The organism is Pseudoclavibacter sp. CFCC 13611 (assembly GCF_008831225.1).
In the GTDB taxonomy this organism is placed as follows: Bacteria; Actinomycetota; Actinomycetes; order Actinomycetales; family Microbacteriaceae; genus Pseudoclavibacter_A.
The window spans coordinates 86,324-105,127 of record NZ_WBKE01000002.1; the positions used below are offsets into that span (position 1 = coordinate 86,324).

12 protein-coding genes are annotated in these 18,804 nt (G+C 67.3%); 6 read left to right on the top strand and 6 right to left on the bottom strand.

The genetic code is table 11. The features are described 5' to 3' along the window. Nucleotides 1-8: 8 nt before the first annotated feature. The gene (gene xseA, locus F8O08_RS04765; protein ID WP_158037269.1) at nt 9-1,268 is read right to left on the bottom strand and encodes an exodeoxyribonuclease VII large subunit; all 1,260 of its coding nucleotides are present in this window, start codon (nt 1,266-1,268) and stop codon (nt 9-11) included. 254 nt (nt 1,269-1,522) lie between these two features. On the opposite strand from xseA, the gene F8O08_RS04770 reads away from it, so the two are divergent. Then, entirely contained in the window at nt 1,523-2,536 is a 1,014-nt protein-coding gene (locus F8O08_RS04770; protein ID WP_225733371.1) for a 4-hydroxy-3-methylbut-2-enyl diphosphate reductase, read from the top strand. 169 nt (nt 2,537-2,705) lie between these two features. Here the strand turns inward: F8O08_RS04770 and F8O08_RS04775 are convergent, their stop codons facing one another. Continuing rightward, entirely contained in the window at nt 2,706-4,217 is a 1,512-nt protein-coding gene (locus tag F8O08_RS04775) for a DEAD/DEAH box helicase (protein ID WP_158037271.1), read from the bottom strand. Nucleotides 4,218-4,399: 182 nt separating this feature from the next. Here F8O08_RS04775 and F8O08_RS04780 point away from each other — a divergent pair, with 182 nt between their 5' ends. After that, a complete protein-coding gene (locus F8O08_RS04780) occupies nt 4,400-5,164 on the top strand; it encodes a ferritin-like fold-containing protein (RefSeq protein ID WP_192497718.1) in 765 nt (254 codons plus the stop codon). 63 nt (nt 5,165-5,227) lie between these two features. Here the strand turns inward: F8O08_RS04780 and F8O08_RS04785 are convergent, their stop codons facing one another. Continuing rightward, a complete protein-coding gene (locus F8O08_RS04785; RefSeq protein ID WP_158032074.1) occupies nt 5,228-5,452 on the bottom strand; it encodes a DUF3107 domain-containing protein in 225 nt (74 codons plus the stop codon). A gap of 207 nt (nt 5,453-5,659) precedes the next feature. On the opposite strand from F8O08_RS04785, the gene F8O08_RS04790 reads away from it, so the two are divergent. After that, a complete protein-coding gene (locus F8O08_RS04790; RefSeq protein ID WP_158042727.1) occupies nt 5,660-9,049 on the top strand; it encodes an ATP-dependent helicase in 3,390 nt (1,129 codons plus the stop codon). Then, entirely contained in the window at nt 9,046-12,342 is a 3,297-nt protein-coding gene (locus F8O08_RS04795; RefSeq protein WP_158042728.1) for an ATP-dependent DNA helicase, read from the top strand. Before F8O08_RS04790 ends, F8O08_RS04795 begins: the two co-directional genes overlap by 4 nt. A gap of 39 nt (nt 12,343-12,381) precedes the next feature. Here the strand turns inward: F8O08_RS04795 and F8O08_RS04800 are convergent, their stop codons facing one another. Then, nucleotides 12,382-13,674 (bottom strand): phosphotransferase, encoded by a 1,293-nt coding sequence (locus F8O08_RS04800; protein WP_192497719.1) that lies wholly within the window; start codon nt 13,672-13,674, stop codon nt 12,382-12,384. Between the two features lie 22 nt (nt 13,675-13,696). On the opposite strand from F8O08_RS04800, the gene F8O08_RS04805 reads away from it, so the two are divergent. Further along, nucleotides 13,697-15,370, top strand: a complete 1,674-nt coding sequence (locus F8O08_RS04805; RefSeq protein WP_158037276.1) for an ATP-dependent helicase — start codon at nt 13,697-13,699, stop codon at nt 15,368-15,370. Here F8O08_RS04805 and F8O08_RS04810 read toward each other — a convergent pair. Beyond that, complete coding sequence (locus F8O08_RS04810) at nt 15,339-16,451, bottom strand: hypothetical protein (RefSeq protein WP_158037277.1); 1,113 nt, start codon at nt 16,449-16,451, stop codon at nt 15,339-15,341. The genes F8O08_RS04805 and F8O08_RS04810 overlap by 32 nt on opposite strands. Before the next feature lie 61 nt (nt 16,452-16,512). Then, a complete protein-coding gene (locus tag F8O08_RS04815; RefSeq protein WP_158037278.1) occupies nt 16,513-17,877 on the bottom strand; it encodes a zinc-dependent metalloprotease in 1,365 nt (454 codons plus the stop codon). 50 nt (nt 17,878-17,927) lie between these two features. Here F8O08_RS04815 and F8O08_RS04820 point away from each other — a divergent pair, with 50 nt between their 5' ends. Then, nucleotides 17,928-18,740: a PDZ domain-containing protein gene (locus F8O08_RS04820; protein ID WP_192497720.1), complete on the top strand. Its 813-nt coding sequence runs from the start codon at nt 17,928-17,930 to the stop codon at nt 18,738-18,740. Nucleotides 18,741-18,804: the final 64 nt, after the last annotated feature.

Genomic DNA, 18,804 nt, shown 5'->3' on the forward strand with positions numbered 1-18,804 from the left:
TCGACAGTCTACTTTCTCTCTGATGCGGCGAGATGATGGTCTGAAATCTGGTCGACGGTGCTCTGCAGCTCGCCTTCGGCGAACAGCACCATGATCTGCTGCCCGACGGCCGCATCGGCCGCGTTCGTGAGCACGGTGCCGTCATCACGCCGGGCGATTGAGTACCCGCGCCTGAGCGTGGCGAGAGGCGACAGCGCGACGAGGTGCCCACGCAGAGCCTCGATCTGACTGTGCCCGCGCTCGAGCGTGCGAACGAAGAGCTCCGAAGACCGGTCTCGCAGCCGATTGACGTCTTCGGCACGTTCGTGCAGCATCCACTCGGGGTCGCGCATGACCGGGCGGCTGCGCAGCTGCACCAGTCGTTCGTGGTCGTTGCGCAGACGACCACTCATCGCGGTCAGCAGCCGAGTGCGCGCCTGCGTGGTGCGCAGCAGCTCGTCAGAGACGTCTGGCACCACGCGCTTGGCGGCGTCGGTCGGGGTCGACGCACGCAGATCAGCGACTTCGTCGAGCAGGGGGCGATCGTTCTCGTGGCCGATGGCGCTGACGATCGGCGTGTGTGCTGCGGCCGCTGTGCGCAGCACCCGTTCGTCGCTGAAGCCGAGCAGATGCTGAAAGTCGCCGCCGCCGCGGGCGATGATGATGACCTCGACCTCAGGGTCGGCATCGAGCTGCTGGATCGCGGCCACGACTTCGTCAGGCACGCGTTCGCCTTGAACGGCGGTGTGGATGGTGCGGAAGCGCACAGCCGGCCAGCGCAGGGCGGAGTTGCGCAGCACGTCTTTCTCAGCGTCTGAGTTCGCTCCCGTGATGAGTCCGATCATGCCCGGCAGAAACGGCAGGCGCCGCTTGCGGTCGGTTGAGAAGAGCCCTTCGGCGGCCAGCTGCCGGCGCAGGCGTTCGAGCCGTTCGAGCAGCTCGCCCAGCCCGGCATGGCGCAGCTGTGAGGTCACGAAGGTGAGTGAGCCGCCCTTGGGCCAGTAATTCGGTGTGAAGAGCCCGACGACGCGGTCGCCCTGACTGAACTCGCCGAGATCGATGCGTCGAGCGGTCGACGACCAGATGGCGAACGAGAACGTGGCGTCCTGCTCGAGGTCTTTGAGCTTGCCGAAGACGTTGCCGCCGCGCACGTTCCACTGGGTGATCTCGCCTTCGACCCAGATGCCGCCGAGACGGTCGATGTAGCCCTTGAGCTGTTTCGCGACTCGCGCGACCGACCAAGGTGCGTCGGCCGTCGCTGGGCCGTCGTGCTGAACCTGCTCGCTCATCGTGCTCCTGTCTCATGTCGTCCGCGCTGCGGCAGAACCATGTCTGGTTCGCCACACGGCCGACCGCTCTGCCCACACGGCCCGCCGCTCTGCCAGCAGCTCGAGCCGCCGCGCTTCCTCTGCCAGCTGGCCGCGTGCCGAGCGCGCAGTCAGCTGCTGCGGCAACGGTGGCACCGTATCATGGGGGTGTGACACCAGAAGCCGCGAACGATCCCGTCTTCGTGCCGACTCCACGCGTTCCCCGCGCAGCGCCGGTGCTGCCGGTGATCGCTGATGATGACAGTCTGCCCCCTCGACGGGTGCTGCTGGCAGCCCCACGCGGATACTGTGCAGGAGTCGACCGCGCCGTCGTGGCTGTGCAGAGAGCGCTCAAGATCTATGGCGCCCCCGTCTACGTGCGCAAACAGATCGTGCACAACAGACATGTCGTCGCAGAACTCGAGCAAGACGGGGCGGTCTTCGTCGAAGAACTCGACGAGGTGCCCGTCGGCGCCCACGTCGTCTTCAGCGCCCACGGCGTCGCGCCGAGCGTCGTCGCCGAGGCCGAAGAACGAGAGCTGCAGGCCATCGACGCCACGTGCCCGCTCGTCACCAAAGTGCATCGCGAGGCGAAGCGATACGCGAAACAGGACTACGACATCCTCTTGATCGGCCACCGCGGGCACGAAGAGGTCGAAGGCACCTCAGGCGAGGCACCCGATCACGTGCAGATCGTGAACGATCCCAGCGAGGTCGACAAAGTGGTTGTGCGTGACCCGGCGAAGACCGTCTGGCTCAGCCAGACCACGCTCTCGGTCGACGAGACCATGCGCACGGTCGAGCGGCTGCGCGAGCGCTTTCCCGAGCTGGTCAGCCCACCGAGCGACGACATCTGCTACGCCACGTCGAACCGTCAGATTGCGATCAAGAACATCGCGGCGCGCTCCGATCTCGTGCTGGTCGTCGGCTCGTCCAACTCGTCGAACACGATGCGGCTCGTCGATGTCGCTCTCGATCACGGCGCTCGGACCGCGCACCGCATTGACTTCGCACATGAGATCGAGCCGGAATGGCTCGCCGGCGTGCGCACCATCGGCATCACCTCGGGTGCCTCAGTGCCCGACGTGCTCGTCGACGAAGTGCTGGCCGCGCTCGCCGAAGCCGGCTGGCACGACGTCGAAGAGGTGCGCACCGACGAAGAGGACCTCACGTTCTCACTGCCCAAGGAGCTGCGTCGAGATCTGGCGGCCGCCGGCGAGGAGACCGGGTTGGGCGGTCGCGCCCGCTGATTCGGACGCCCGCTGACCGGACGCCCGCTGACCCGGACGCCCGCCTGCCCCCGACCGATGAGGCCGCTGAACGTGCCACGGTGAGGTGCGCAGAAACGCGGGCGATCCGAAGACGCACACACCCATCGTGCATTTCGAATCGCCCGCGCTGCGTGCAGGTCAGGTTCGGCTATTCGGCTGAGGAGCCGGTCTGCTGACCGCTGCCCTGTGCGGCTTCGCCGCTCTGACCATGGCTGCGGCGACGGCGACGACGACGGGGCTTCGTGGTCGCGCCCGTCTGCTCCTGCTTCGCCTCGTCCTGCTGCCCGGCGTTCGAACGGTGGGCATCGCGCTGCCCGTCATGGCGCCGATCGCGGTCTCCGTGCTCGCGGCCGCGCCCATTGCCGCTGCGTCCGCCACGGCGTCCGTCATGCGAGGCCTGGCCGTCGCGACCGCCGCGCCCGCCGCGATCATGACCGCCACGCGAGCTGTGACGCTCGTTGCTGCGCGTCGAGGCCTTGAGTCGACCGGTGGCGTCTTCGGGAATGCTCAGGTCGCTGAACAGGTGCGGTGACGTCGAGTATGTCTCGGTCGGCTCGGGCTGGCCGAAGTCGAGGGCCTTGTTGATCATGCCCCAGCGGGCGACGTCCTCCCAGTCGACGAAGGTGACCGCGATGCCATGCTTGCCGGCGCGGCCGGTGCGGCCCACGCGGTGCAGATAGTCTTTCTCGTCTTCGGGGATGCTGTGGTTGATCACATGGGTGACGTCGTCGACGTCGATGCCGCGAGCGGCAACATCGGTGGCGACCAGCACGTCGGCCTCGCCGTTGCGGAACTTGTTGAGGTTGCGCTCGCGCTGATCCTGGTTGAGGTCGCCGTGCACGGCGACGGCCTTGAACCCTCGGTCGTCGAGCTCGTCTGCCAGACGGCTCGCCGCGCGCTTGGTGCGGGTGAAGATGACGGTGCGTCCGCGGCCCTCGGCCTGCAGGATGCGACCGATGATCTCGTCTTTGTCGAGCGGATGCGCGCGGTAGACGAAGTGGTCGATGTTGGCCTGGGTGAGGCCTTCGTCAGGATCGACGACCTGCACATGGATGGGGTGCGTCATGAAGCGGCGGCTCAGTGAGACGATCGCTCCCGGCATGGTCGCCGAGAACAGCATGGTCTGGCGCACGTCGGGCAGCTTCGAGAAGATGCGCTCGACGTCGGGCAGGAAGCCCAGGTCGAGCATCTTGTCGGCTTCGTCGAGCACCACGAAGCGCACCCGGCCCAGCTGCAGAATGTGCTGCTGGTTCAGGTCGAGCAGGCGGCCGGGGGTGCCGACGACGATCTGCGCGCCATCGTTCAGTGCGGCGATCTGATCGTCATATGACTTGCCGCCGTAGATCGCGGCGATCTTGACGTCGGGGCGGTGCGAGGCGGCGAACAGCAGGTCTTCGTACACCTGCTGTGCGAGCTCGCGGGTGGGCACGACCACGAGGGCCTGCACATGGTCTTCGGGGTGCTCGCCGAGCTCCTGCAGTACGGGAAGTCCGAACCCCAGAGTCTTGCCGGTGCCGGTCTTGGCCTGGCCGATGATGTCGTTGCCCTTGAGGGCGAGGGGGATGGCCTGTTCCTGAATGGGGAAGGCCGATTCGAAGCCCTTCTCATCAAGGGCCGAGACGATGGTGTCGTCGATGTTCAGTTCTCTGAAGGTGGTCACGTGTGTTCTTTCATCTGCGCGCCGATCGGTGCTCGCGGGTCGGGAACGACGTGTGCGTCGCGTCACCGACCGGGCACCCAAGGCGCTGATCTCCACTGCCTGTCATCAGGCATCACCGCGATTCTACCGGGTCAGCGGCCGTTTGCCATCGGGCTGCACCGACTGCGGGTACGATGAAGCGCGTGTTCAAACTCTTTCGTCGCCGCCAGAAGGGCACCGAGCTGCGTGTTCGTTCGCGCTCGGAGTCTGCCCACACGTCTCGCCCGACGAACGTGCGCATCGACTTTCTCGCCCCGGACTCCGAGGTGCTGGTCGGCACGCTCGCTTATTTCAAACTGGCGGCGTTCGAGTATCTGACCGGCGTGCTGCCGCTCATCGAGCAGCCCGACCTGCGTGCACAGACCGCTTCGGTCGCCGAAGAGCTGCTCACTCGGCATCGTCACTATCGAGGTGCGTTCGGCCAGGGAGACAGCGAGCTGGCCTTCGGTGGCGTGCAGGTGCATCAGGCCGACTCTGACGAACTGTGGTCCCGGCTCAGCCCGAACCTGTGGCAGGAGGCGGTGCTCGCCGTCTATCTGGTTGACGGGTTCGCCGACGACTTCGTGGCACGGCTCGGCAAGGGTGCGAAACTGCGCACGGGCCTGCGCTGGCCGGTCGCTGAGCGCGCTGAAGCGGATGCTGCGCTTGCAGTGCTCGCACAGGAGATCGAGCGAACGGACTGGCTTGCCGATCGGCTGGCGATGTGGGGGCGTCGCCTGGTGGGCGATTCGCTGCTGTGGTGCCGCGCGCTCATGGTGCTGCCGGATCCGGTGCTGCGTGCGCTGCGTGACACGTCGCTGCATCGCGATGACGAAGTGCAGCAGGTGATCTCGCAGATCGAGGCGGTGCACGCCGACCTCATCGCGGGTCACACGGCGCGCATGGAGAGGCTCGGGCTCACCGCCTAGCGTTTTCGCGTCTCTTGTCAGGTCGGGGAGCCCGCAGCCTCAGCTGCTCGGGATGCTGCCTCGTCAGGAGACGAAGCCGACGCGGCGGGTCTCCTGCGGGCCGACCTCGACGTAGGCGATGCCGGCTGAGGGCACGACGAAGAGGCGCCCCTTGTCATCGATCAGTTTGAGCACGCCGTGCTCATCGGCGATGGCCGTGCTGACCGCATCGGTCACCTCTTCCGGCTTCTGAGCCGATTCGAAGCTGAGCTCACGAGCGCTCTGTCGAACACCGATTCTGACCTCCATAGGGACTCCTCACTCTGGTCTGCGAAACGCTCATATCGAGCAGTCTCAAGACGACGACATGCGGGTCTCAGTCTAGGTCACCTCCGATCACGGGGCCGACGGAGTCAGACCTCTCCGCGGCCATTTCCGCTCTCGGCGCACAAATCCGCATGGCATCCGCGCAGAGCTCTCATGAGTCGTGTCGGAGGGGTGTCGTACCGTTGAGACATGCCCGAGATCAGATTCACCACCAGTGCCTCCGCGCCAGACCGGGTGCTCGACCGATCTGTGCTCGACGCGTCGCAGCTGCAGGTGATCGAGCGGTCACAGCAGAGCCATCTTCGTGTGCTGGGCGCCCCGGGAACAGGAAAGACGACCGCGCTCGCCGCCACGGTGCTCGACGCCCTCGACCTGGGCGTGCGCCCTGAGCAGATCTTGGTGATCGCCTCGTCGAGGCAGTCTGCGGCATCGCTGTCGACGCTGATCGACGCCGGGCTGCGCGACGTGTCGGCGAGCTCGCTCGTGCGCACGGCGGCGTCGCTCGCCTTTGAAGTGCTGCGCGCGGTGGCGCTGGCGCACGGCCAGACGCCGCCACGTCTGCTGACCGGTGGTGAGCAGGATCGCCTGCTGCAAGAGCTGTTGCAGGGCCATGAGACGGCGGATGTCGCAGGCGGGGCACTGCCCTGGCCGCCGGTGATCGGGCCTGAAGTGCGCGAGCTGCGCGGGTTCCGCACCGAGCTGCGAGAGCTCTTCGGCCGTGCGCATGAATACGCAGTGACCCCACAGGGCCTGGCAGAGCTCGGGCAGACGACGAACCGTGCCGAATGGGCGGCCGGTGCTCAGCTCTTCGACGAGTACCTCGCCGTGAAGAAGGCGATCGAAGAGACCGCGACGGCCTATGACTCCAGCGAACTCGTCTCAGCAGCGGCCGAGGTGCTGGCCGACCACCCGCCTGCAGAGCTCGGGGGTCTACGACTCGTACTCGTCGACGACCTCCAAGAGAGCACTGCCGCGCTGATCGGGCTGCTCCGGCCACTCGTGCAGCGTGGCGCACGGCTGGTGACCTTCGGCGATCCCGATCAGGCGACCAACGGGTTCCGCGGTGGTCGCCCCGATCTCGTCGCACGTCTGCACGACGAGATCGGCGTGCGTGCCGAGCAGGTCGTGCTCGAGAAGAGCCATCGGCTGCACGGCCAGCTTGCCCATGCCGTCAGCGAGATCATGCAGCACATCGGTACGGCATCCGCCGGCGAACAGCGCCGGGCGCTGCAGACCGCGGTCGAACGACCATCGACTGCCCAGAACCCAGAAGCTGCCCAAAGCCCAGAGGCTGTCGAAGAAATCGAGACTGCCGAGCGCCAGACTGACGCCGGGTCAGCGCCGACGACTGAGGCGAACACGAAGTCTGCAGGCCAAGGTGCCGGAAGAATCGCGGCGAAATCGTTTGCGACGTCGAGCGACGAGATCACCGGCGTGGCCGGAGTGCTGCGCCGGCGACATCTCGAAGAGCATCTGCCTTGGGCGCAGATGGCGATCGTGACGCGATCGTCAGGCGAGCTTGAGCAGCTCTCGCGGCAGCTCGCGGCAGCAGGCGTTCCGGTCTCGCTCTCGGGCGTCTCGGGAGCGCTGCGCGACGAGGCAGTGAACCTCGATCTGCTGCGCACCGTCGAGGTCGGCTGCGGGCTGCGCGAACTCGACGAGCAGGTCGTCACCGAACTGCTGACCGGACCGCTCGGCGGGCTCGACGGCGTGCACCTCCGGCGTGTGCGGCGTGCGCTGCGCGAACACGAACTGGCCGGGGGCGGCGCGCGGCGCGCCTCCGCACTGCTCGTCGACGCCGTGCGCGGCGGCACCGGGCTGCCGCACGCCGGGCCGCTGGCTGGGGCAATCGCACAAGTCGACCGGCTCGCCGCCCTGCTGAGCGAGATCGCACACGGCAACGAGCGTCAGGCTCCGGCGGTCGAGCTGCTCTGGCTGGCCTGGCAGAGTGCCGGGGTCGCCGACGAGTGGCGCGAACAGGCGCTCAGCGGCGGGGTCGCCGCCGTCGATGCGAACCGCAGACTCGACGCCGTCGTCGCGCTCTTCGCCTCGGCACAGCGTCATGTCGAACGCTTTCCCGAAGCCGATGCCGGCGAGTTCGTCGAACAGCAGCTGCAGCAGAGCGTGCCCGAAGACTCGCTCGCCCACACGGGGCGTCGTGACGCCGTGTTTCTGGGGTCGGCGTCAGCGACGATCGGCCTCGAGTTCGACACAGTCGTGGTGATGGGGCTGCAAGACGGTGCCTGGCCGAACACCCGTCAGCGCAATACGCTGCTCGGCGCCGAACACCTCGTCGAGACGGTGCGCGGTCAGCACGACGTCGACCGCCGTCGAGAGGTGCTGCACGACGAGCTGCGCATGTTCGTGCAGGCACTGAGCCGTGCGCGCTCGCATGTGCTGCTGACCACGGTGATCGACGAAGACAACGCGCCGAGCATGATGCTCAGAATGCTCGACGACATCGTCAGCACTGAACCGGCCGAAGGCGAAGAGTACGGCTGGTACACCCTGCGCGGCGTGGTCGGCACGCTCAGACGCCGACTCAACGAGCATCCGGACGACCAGATCGCCGCTCGGGCGCTGGTCGTGCTCGCGCACGCCGATGTGCGCGGAGCATCTCCGACCGAATGGTCCGGGCTGGCCGACCTGAGCACGACCGAGCCGCTCACCGAGCTCGATCCGTTCGCCGGCGACCTCGACGCTCCGCCCGCAGACGAGACTGTCGACAGCAGCGGGAGTCAGAAGGCGGTCGCAGCGACAGCGGCAGAAGCCGTCGAAGGGCCTCTGGTGCGCGTCTCTCCCTCGTCGCTGCAGATGTTCCAGAACGATCCGCTCGCCTGGTTCCTCGGGCACATCGGGGTCGACAGCGGCGGAATGTCCACCGGCATCGGCACGCTGATACACGAGGCCTTTCAGAAGGCCGAAGAAGAGCACCACCGTGATCTCGACCGTCTGGTCGGCCAGGTGCGCTCACGGTGGGGCGAGCTCGACTTCGAGACGCCATGGCAGTCGCGCATGATGCTCGACGACGTCACCAATCGGCTGCGCAACATGCGCTCGTACATGCTCGACGCCGACAAGATCGGGGCGCGGGCGATCGCCCTCGAAGAGGGGTTCACCGCCGAGTGCGGCATCGCTGAGATCGTCGGAACCGTCGACCGCATCGAACAGCTGCCAGACGGGGCCGTCCGCATCATCGATCTCAAGACCGGCAAGCCTTTCAAAGAGGCCGAGGTGGCCGAGAACCTGCAGCTGCTGGCCTATCAGGTCGCTGTGGCCGCCGGAGCGGTCAACGGAGTCGACGCCTCGAAGCTGCAGCAGGCGATGCTCGTCTTCGTCGGCGGAGACCGCAAGAGCTACAAGCCGCTCGTGCAGGCGGCCCTCGACGCGCAGCAGCTCGCCAACGCACGTACCCTGGTCGACCAACTCGCTCGGGGGATGGCCGGCAGTGAGTTCTGGGCCGACCTCGCCCGCACGAAACAGGGAGACGGCAGCGCGGCGACCACACACATCCACACGCTCGGCGAGACCACGATGCCGGCTCGACAGCCGGTGCAGCACATTCAGGAGGCACAATGACGCAGCGAATCAGCGCGGCTCGCATCGCTGAGGCCGTCGGCATCTTTCCGCCGACTGAGGAGCAGCGTCGGGTCATCGAGCACGAGGGCGACCAGCCTGCACTGGTGATTGCCGGCGCAGGTGCGGGCAAGACCGAGACGATGTCGCGTCGTGTGGTCTGGCTGGTGGCCAACGGGGTGGTCTCTCCAGATCAGGTGCTCGGACTCACATTCACCCGCAAGGCCGCCAGCGAGCTGTCGTCGCGCATCGACGGGGCGCTGCGGGCCCTCGTGCGCTCCGGACTGGTCGACTCGGTCGACCTGAGCGAGCCGCCGTCTGTGTCGACCTACAACTCGTTCGCCAACATGCTCTTTCAGGACAACGCCCTGCGCATCGGTCGTGAGCCCGACTCGACGCTGCTCACTGAGGCCGGCGCCTGGGGGCTGGCCCACGAGGTCGTGCTCGCCTCTGACGATGAAGAGTCGCTCTACGAACTCGGCAAGTCGCCGACCCGAGTCGCCGAGATGCTGCTCACTCTCACACATGCCATGATCGACAACAACGCCGAGCCAGATGACGTGCTTCGCTTCGCGCAGGAGTTCGCCAGGCTCACCGAACTGCCGCCCAAACCGCGCGCTCGCAAGCCTGGGCCGGGCAAAGAGGTCACCGACAGCGTCTCGGCGGTGCAGAGTCTGCAGACGCTGGTGCCGCTCGCGGTCGAGTACCAGCGGCGCAAGCGCGAACGCGGGCTCATCGAGTACGCCGACCAGGTCGCTCTGGCGCTCGAAGCGATCAGGCGTGACCCGAGCGCGGCCGAGCCGTATCGGCAGCAGTTCGACGCCGTGCTGCTCGACGAATACCAAGACACGTCGGTATCGCAGACCCGGCTGCTCAGCACGCTCTTTCATGGACAGCGGGTCATGGCCGTCGGTGACCCGAACCAGTCGATCTACGGCTGGCGCGGAGCGAGCAGTGAGAATCTCGAGGGCTTTCACCGCGACTTCGGCACCGAGGGTGCTCCGGCGAACTTCGAGCTGGCGACGAGCTGGCGCAACAGCCGAAGCATCCTCGACGTCGCCAATGCCTTGGTCGCCGATGCCGGTGCCGATTCGTCGGTGCCCGTGGTGCGGCTGCAGTCACGGTCGGGAGCCCCAGACGGGGCGGTGCAGGTGTCGGTGTCGGCCGATCTCGAGGCTGAGGCAGATGCGGTCGCTGCCTGGATGCGCGATCGCATGTCCGACACGTCCACCGGAGCGGTGCTGTTTCGCGCGCGTGCGCTGATGCCGGTCTTCGCGCAGGCGCTGGCCCGAGCCGGAGTGCCGCACGAGATCGTGGGCTTCGCCGGCGTGCTCGAAGCGACCGAGGTCGTCGACCTGCTCAGTGCACTGCGCGTCGTGCACAGCGCCGACGCCGACAACTCATTGGTGCGACTGCTGGCCGGTGCCAGGTGGCGGGTCGGCCCCGCCGACCTACAGGCGCTCGGCAGCCTCGCCAGACAGCTGGCGAGCTATGACGCCGATCTGCAGAAGCTGGCCCCGGCAGTGCGCGAACGGCTCAGGCAGTCGGTCGCCCGAGACGACCACGCCACGCTGGTCGACGCCCTCGATCTGATGGTCTCCGGAGGGCCTCGCGTCGAGCGTCTCATCACCCGCGCCGGGTTCTCGCGAGCAGGTGTGCATCGGCTGCATGACGCGGGTGCGCTGCTGCGCTCGCTGCGCAGTCAGGCGCACCTGCCGCTCACCGAGTTCATGCGACTGGTCATCGAACGTCTGGGCATCGACGTCGAGCTGCGAGCCAACGAGAGCCTGCGCCGACCGATGCAGAATCTGGATGCGCTGCTCGCGAAGGCGAGCGAATACATGCACAGTGCTCCGGCCAGCACCCTCGGCGGGTTCCTCTCTTGGATCGCCCAGGTCGAACGTCGAGAGCGTCTTTCGAGTGAAGGGGCCCAAGCGCAGCAAGGCGTCGTGCAGCTGCTGACGGTGCATGCGGCCAAGGGGCTGGAATGGGATCACGTCGCGGTTCCGCGGCTCGTCCAAGGTGAAATGCCCGCACGCCTGACTTCGACCAAGGGATGGCTGTCAGCCGGTGAGCTGCCCTACGAGTTTCGCGGTGACCGCCTCGATCTGCCCGAGCTGGCCTGGCGCACCGCGGCCGATGCCGCTGAGTTCGGTGAGACGCTCGAGGCGTTCGGCCAACACGAGAAGCGTCGTCATCTCGACGAAGAACGCCGTATCGCCTACGTCGCATTCACCCGCGGACGCGACGACCTGCTGCTCTCCTGCTCCGCCTACCGGGCCGAGCGAGCTGGAGCGCGCACGCCGAGCGTCTTTCTCAGCGAGCTGGTCGAACGCCGCGTGCTGACCGATTTCTCGGAAGAATTCACGGGGCAGCCCGAACCGGTCGACCACGGTGTCGACCAGTTTCCATGGCCACAGGATCCGCTCGGCGCACGCCGAGCATCGGTCGCTGCTGCTGCGGCGGCCGTCGGAGCCGTGGAATCGGCGCCCGACGCCGCAGCGCTGGGCGCCGATCCTGCCACGTGGCCTGACATCGGCGGTTGGAAGGTGCCGATCGAAGCGCTGCTGAAAGAACGTGCCGATGCCGGCCGTGGGCTCAGCATCGAACTGCCGAGTCGCGTCGCCGCATCGCGCATGCACGAGTTCCTCACCGACCCCGTGGCCGTCGCGGCACAGCTGTATCGACCGATGCCCACCGAACCGCACCGCGAGACCCGCGTCGGCACACTCTTTCACGAATGGGTCGAACGGCGCTACCGGGTCAGCGACCAGGAGTTCTCGCTTACGACGGAGTCTCTCTTCGATGATCTGCAGCCGACGTCAGCCTTCGACGAGCAGGGCCGCCTCCGCGCCGACGGGCTCGATCCCGAGGAACGCCCCGGCACCGCGCCCACGGTGCTCGACGAACAGGCGAGCGCGCAGCTCGCACGGCTGCAAGAGACGTTCGAACGCAGCAGGTGGGCGACCGCTCAGCCAGTCGCCGTCGAGACGCAGATCCGTCTGCCGCTGGGCGACGTGCAGACCGTCTGCAAACTCGACGCGGTGTTCCGCACCGACGAGGGCTACGAAGTCGTCGACTGGAAGACCGGCCGGGCCCCGCAGACCGCGGGCGAACTCGAAGAGCGACAGATTCAGCTGGCGCTCTACCGTCTGGCCTGGGCTCAGCATGCCGGCGTCGACGTGGCCGATGTCTCGGCACGGTTCTACTACGTCGCAGACGACCGGGAGATCGCACCGTCACGTTTCTTCACGGCTGACGAGCTCGCCGAACGGTGGGCGACCATCGCCTCGTGATGCCGCGGCAGGCGCCGTGCCAGCTGCGGTTCGTGCCGGTCAGGCGCGTGTGGCGGGAGACTCCGGCGCGTCGTCTTCGACGATCGTGGCGTTCTCCTCGTTCGCCGCAGCACGGTGCGAGTCGTCGCCGTCCGTCTCGTCGGCGTCGGCCTCAGCGCGGTCGCCTGCGTCCGGGTCTTCTGCGTCGTCTTCGATGACTTCGGCAACGACGACCTCGTCGGTCTCCTCTTCGACGACGATCTCGATCGGCTCGGTCACCACGATCGGTTCCTTCGGCTGCTCCGCAGAATCAGAACGATCACCGGAGTGCTCCGTGCTGTCCGTACCTCGCTCGGCACGGAAGTCGTCAGGCGTGCCTGGTCCGGCATCCGCCGTCGGGCGCTCGGCTTCGAAGATCGGGTCGGTCAGCAGCAGGCGGTAGTTGCCGTCGACCAGGTCGGCCAGATCCTGCAGCATGTGCTTGGCGTCTTCGGTGATCTTGGCGTCTTCGCTGTCGACTCCGTGCAGCAGCCACTTGGCCACCTGCAGCTCGGCATAGAGCGTGGCGCGCCGGCGCAGCGACTTGAGCGCACCCTCGCCGCGGGCCGACCCATAGGCGTCGAAGACCGCATCGACCGCCTGAAGCACAGCCGAGTGCATCAGCCATGAGAAGTCGAGGGCCGGGTCTGAGATGCGCAGCCCGCCCCAGTTCAGCACGCCTGAGACCTCGTCGGCCTCGATCAGCACCGCCTGGTCGTCGAGCTCGCCATGTACCACGGTCGGCTCGAACTCCCACAGGCCGTCGTCATCGATCGCCGCAAGCCAGCGGTCGAGCAGCGCGCGCGGCGCCAAGCGCGTCTTCTCGGCGCGCACGATGATCGTTCGCGAGCGTTCCCGAACGACTTCTGGATGCTCATGCGGCAGCCCGTAGTCGTCGACGAAGCCGGTGGGCAGCGTGTGCAGCGCTGCCAGCGCGCGGCCGAGGGATGCGGTGGTCGGGGAGTCGCGGTTGAGGTCGGCGATGTCGATGAGCACGCCCGGAATGTACGTGTAGATCAGCGCGGCCGTTCCGGAGAACTCGACGCGACCAGCCTCGCTGGGTACCTGGAAGGGCAGCCGGGTGCGGATGCCTGCGCTGAGGGCGCTGAGCGACTTCAGCTCCTCTTCGAGATGACGGTAGGCGGTCGGGGAGTTTGGCACTCGGATGATGAAGTGCCGGTTCTGGCCGTCGGCCACTACGGCAGAGTCGTAGTCACCGGTGGTGCCGGCGGTGTGCATCGCGACCGACGTGACCTCGAGGCCGGGAAGTGCCGAAGCGGCGAGTGCAGCTAATGTGAGAGGGGACCGACTCATGTGACCAGAGTAGAGGACGAGGATGCCGTCACCAGCGACCGCCACGCACAACGACCTGCTCGGCGGGCTCGACGTGCAGCAGCGGACGGTCGCCGAGGCGCTCACGGGGCCGGTGCGCGTGCTCGCTGGCGCAGGCACCGGCAAGACGCGGGCCATCACGCATCGCATCGCCTGGGGCATTCAGCAGCAGATCTATCAGCCGAGCTCAGTGCTCGCGCTCACCTTCACCAGTCGTGCAGCGGCCGAGATGCGGCTGCGTCTGCAGCGACTCGGTCTGCCTCCGGTCGCCGCCCGTACCTTTCACGCCGCCGCCCTCGCGCAGCTGAGACACTTCTGGCCTCGGGTGCTGGGCACCAGACTTCCGAACCTGCTGACCTCCAAGGCACCGGTGATCGCCGAGGCGGCGGCGGCCTGCGGCATCGAGAGCATCGACACCGCTCGACTGCGTGACCTCTCGTCGCAGATCGAGTGGCGCAAAGTTCGGTCGCTGACGGTCGAACGATATCTGCTGAGCGACCACGCCGGAGTGGACGGTCTCGCCGACGAGCAGGTCGCGGCGATCATGATGCGGTACGAACGGCTGAAAGAGCAGCGCCGCAGCATCGACTTCGAAGACGTGCTTTTGGCGATGACCGGGATGCTGCGCCAGGAGCCGGTCGTCGCCGACGAAGTGCGCGATCAGTACCGCTTCTTCGTCGTCGACGAGTACCAGGACGTCTCGCCCGTGCAGCACGACCTGCTGCGCGAATGGATGGGACGGCGCCGGGATTTGTGCGTGGTGGGAGACCCCAGCCAGACGATCTACTCGTTCTCCGGGGCCGATCCGCGCTACCTGCTCGACTTCGAGAACGAGTTCGCCGGCACGACGTCGATCGAGATGAGCCGCAACTATCGCTCGACTGCACCGATCGTGGCGCTGGCCAACCGCATCATGGCCGGCAGACCCGGGGCCGTGCAGCTGCACTCGCCGACCGCCGGGCCGACACCGATGCTCAACAGCGCCTCAGACGAGTCGCAGGAGGCCACACTGGTCGCAGCCCGCATCCGTGCGCAGATCGCCTCAGGCGAGAGCCCGGGCGAGATCGCGGTGCTGATGCGCGTCAACGGGCAGACCGCCCGCTACGAGCAGGCGCTCGCTGACGCCGGAGTGCCCTACAGGCTGCGCAGCGCCACCCCGTTCTTCGCGCGTCGCGAGGTGGTCGACACCATGCTGCTGATCGGGGTGGCCGCGGCCTCGACGCCCGAAGCGCTCGCGTTGCCGGCCGTGCTCAAAGCGATCGGCGAAGCCGGCTGGAAGGCAGAGCCGCCGTCGCAGGCCGGTGCCGTGCGCGAGCGGTGGGAGTCGCTCGACGCGATTCGTCGTCTCTGCGTCGACGCCGGCGAGCGAACGCAGCTGGCAGTCTTCAATCGTGAGCTGATCGAACGGCGTGAGCAGAAGCATCCGCCGCCCACCGAGACGGTCATGATCTCGACGATTCACGCCGCCAAGGGCTTGGAATGGGACCACGTGCATGTCGTGGGTCTGACCGACGACTACCTGCCGTTCGGCGGCGGCACCGACGCTGCGCAGATCGACGAAGAGCGGCGACTGCTGTACGTCGCGGTCACGAGAGCGCGCCGCACACTGCACCTGTCGTATCCCGAACGTGTGGCCGGTCGCGTGGTCAGGCCGTCGAGGTTTCTCTCGGAGCGCTGAGCGTCTCGTCGAAGGGCTGATCACGGCAGAGGCATCGCGGATGCGGTTCGTGCGGCAGCAGCCGTGTCTGCCCGTCGTGCACCACTACGCGTCGGTTCCAGACCTGAGAGAGCAGGTTCGGAGCGGCCGTCAGAGCATCGAGGACGCAGCGCACTGCCAGCGAAGTGGCCAGTGCGACATCAGTGGCCAGCGGGGCGAGGCGTGCACGTCGCCACATCTGATCACAGAGGAGCGCCCAGTCATCGATCTGATCGCGAGCGTGCTGATGCACGCAGCCGAGACAGCCCGTCTGGCCCGGCACGACCAGAGGCCCGACGACGATGGCGCCCGTTGCGGTGGCCCACACGCTCAGATGCACGCGATCGTCGCGCAGCAGAGGCGTCCACTGTGCGGGATGCGGCGGGCCGTAGCCGCAGATGATCGTCAGATCGTCGCGGGAGTCGCCGCCGTTCATGATCGCACAGCCGTAGAGATCGGCGATCTGCACGTCGTGCTCGTGCCACGCGCCAGGCGAGACCGGCTGGCGCAGCGCCGACTCAGCGGGCAGCTCGCGGCATCGGTCGGCCGGGTGCGGCGAGCCGTCGAGCCCGTACGGCACCGCGGGGTCGGGCAGATGGCGCAGCGACGTGCAGCCGCTCGCGGCCAGGGTGCGCAGAACGGCCGCAGGCAGCGACCCATGCCCGGTCACGGCGACCTGCGCTCGCCGAACGCGTTCGCCTGCGCGATGGTGCTCGGAGAGCGTGTGCGAGGGGCGCACACTCCACAGTCGGTGCAGGCTCAGCGGCTGCGGGGTGCGCTGGCAGCGCTCACCGAGCTGCGTGAGCAGACCTTCGACGGATGCCGGCGTCAGCCCGCCCTGCGCGCCCAGTCGGTGCAGCTCGTCGTCGGTCACACCGCCCTGCAGTGCGATGAGAAGCGACTCGATGCCGGGAGTCGTGTCGTCGAAGACGACAGGCTGCTGCAGACCGACCTGCAACCGCCCACCTGCGCGCCAGAGCAGCGGATGCTTCGGGTGCAGCTGAAGCGTCGACGGGCCGAGAGGCGGCGGTGAGGCTGATGAGGCGGGCGTTCGAGTGCTCATGCTGCGAGTATGCGAGAGAACGCTCGACGGCGCGAACGATTCTCCACAGGCTCGGCGACGACTAATCCTGCTTTGGGGCGTCGTCCTCGGACTCGTCGTCCGGCTTCGGCGAATCGGGCAGGTCGCCTTCGAGCAGACGGGCGAGATCACGATCGAAGTCAGTCTGCTCGTCGCCGCGAGCACGGCTGATGAACGCCTCGGGGGCATCCAGTTCGTCGGTGGTCGGAAGGAGATCAGGGTGCTGCCAGATCGCGTCGCGGTCGGCGCTGCCCAGTGCGTCGGTCACCTTGGACCACAGCGCTGCGGCCTTGCGCAGCTGACGAGGGCGGAACTCGAGGCCGATGAGCGTGCCGAAGGCATGCTCAGCCGGGCCGCCGATCGCTCGACGGCGGGTGACGGCCTCGGCAACAGCGGCACCTTTCGGCAGCCGACGCACGGCGGCGCCGGTCACTGTGTCGACCCAGCCTTCGATGAGTGCGAGCAGCAGCTCGATGCGCGCCAGCGCCGCGTTCTGGTCGTCAGTGCGCGGCGGGATGAGCTCGCCGCGCTGCACAGCCCCGCGCAGTGAGTCGAGATCAGAGGGGTCGATCTCGCCGCCGAGAGACTCGATGCGGCTCACATCGATCTGAATGCCGCGGGCATACGAGGTGATGGCGCTGGTGAGCTCGCTGGTCAGCCAGGGAGCGTGTCGGAAGAGCGCGACATGCGCCAGCTCACGCGTGGCCAGGAAGATCGTGATCTCTTCGACCGGCACTTCGAGACCCTGTGAGAACTCGTGAATGTTCTGCGGCAGCAGCGCCGGCTCGTTGTCAGGCATCGCGGGGATGCCGATCTCGTTGGCCGAGACCGTCTCTGCTGCGAGCTGGCCGACGACCTGGCCGAGCTGGACGACGAAGACGGTCGTCGCCATGGCGCGCATGACCTGCACGGCCTGACCCAATGAGGCCCGCATTTCTTCTGGAAGATTGCTGCGCAGCGCCTCGAGCAGAGCCTCGGCGACGCTGCCCGCAACCGGTTCGCACAGCTGCTGCCAGAACGGCAGGGTCTCACGTGCCCACTCGGTGCGGCTCATCACGCGGCCGGTCGAGACCGGTTCGAACGCGGTGGCCTCGCTCAGCCAGAGCCGAGCGATGTCGAAGGCGTTGGACGCACGGGCGCGGTCGTCATCGGTGAGCACGACCTCGGCGGCATGCGCGACCTGCTGCGCGCGCTCGCGGGCCTGCGACCAGTCGACCTGACCGGGAGGGGTTGCCGCGGCCTGCTGGATGGAGGCGATGATCGAAGCGATCGCGTGCTGGTCGATGGGGAGTCCGGCTGCCTTTGCGAGCCCTTCGGAATCACCGCTGAGGAGCTGCTTCAGCAGACGCTGGAACTCGTCGTCGGAGCCGTCGTCCTGTGGTTCGGATGGATTCTCAGGGGAAACCATGGAGACCTCCTTGGTGTTCGTCACAACGGTACACTAGTGTGATTCACGCCATGCCCATCGCTCGTCACCGCCTGAGCCGACTCGCGACCATCGTCGCCGCCGGAGCGCTGATCATCTGCGCCTTCACGCCGAGTCCCTATGTGATTCGCGAAGAGGGGCCTGCCTATGACGTGCTCGGCACGGTGACCGACGAAGGGCAGACCGAGACCAAAACGGTGCTCGACATCACCGGCGCACCGACCTATCCGACGACCGGCAGCCTGTACATGCTGACCGTTCGCGTGCTCGGCAGCCCGCGAGCTCAGCCAAACTGGGTGCAGACCGCCTCCGCCTGGGTCGATCCGACGCGAACGGTGCTGCCGCTCGACGCCGTGTACCCGCCAGGACAGACGTTCGACGACCAGGAACGCGAGACCACCGAGCAGATGACGACCTCCCAACAGGCAGCCGTCGACGCCGCCCTGAACCATCTCGGGCTCGAGGATGCCGAGAGCAAGCCACAGGTGCAGATCAGTCTCGACAAAGTCGGCGGACCGAGCGCCGGCATGATGTTCTCGCTCGGCATCATCGACAAGCTCACCCCCGGCTCGATGACCGGCGGTGAGACGATCGCAGGAACTGGCACCATCGATGCCGCCGGCCATGTCGGGCCGATCGGCGGCATCCGTCAGAAGGTGCTCACCGCTCGCGATCACGGAGCGCCTTGGTTTCTGGCCCCCGAGGCCAACTGCGCCGAACTGGCGGGCGGCATCCCCGATTCCGTGACGGTCGTCTCGGTCGCCTCGCTCGACGACGCGCTGCATGCACTCGACACCATCTCGACGACGAAGAGCGTCGCCGGGCTGCCTCAGTGCGCACGCTGACCGCCGTCAGCCTGCAGCGAAATAGGCCGCTCGACTGACCGGGTGTCAGCGGGTGCTGGCTAGA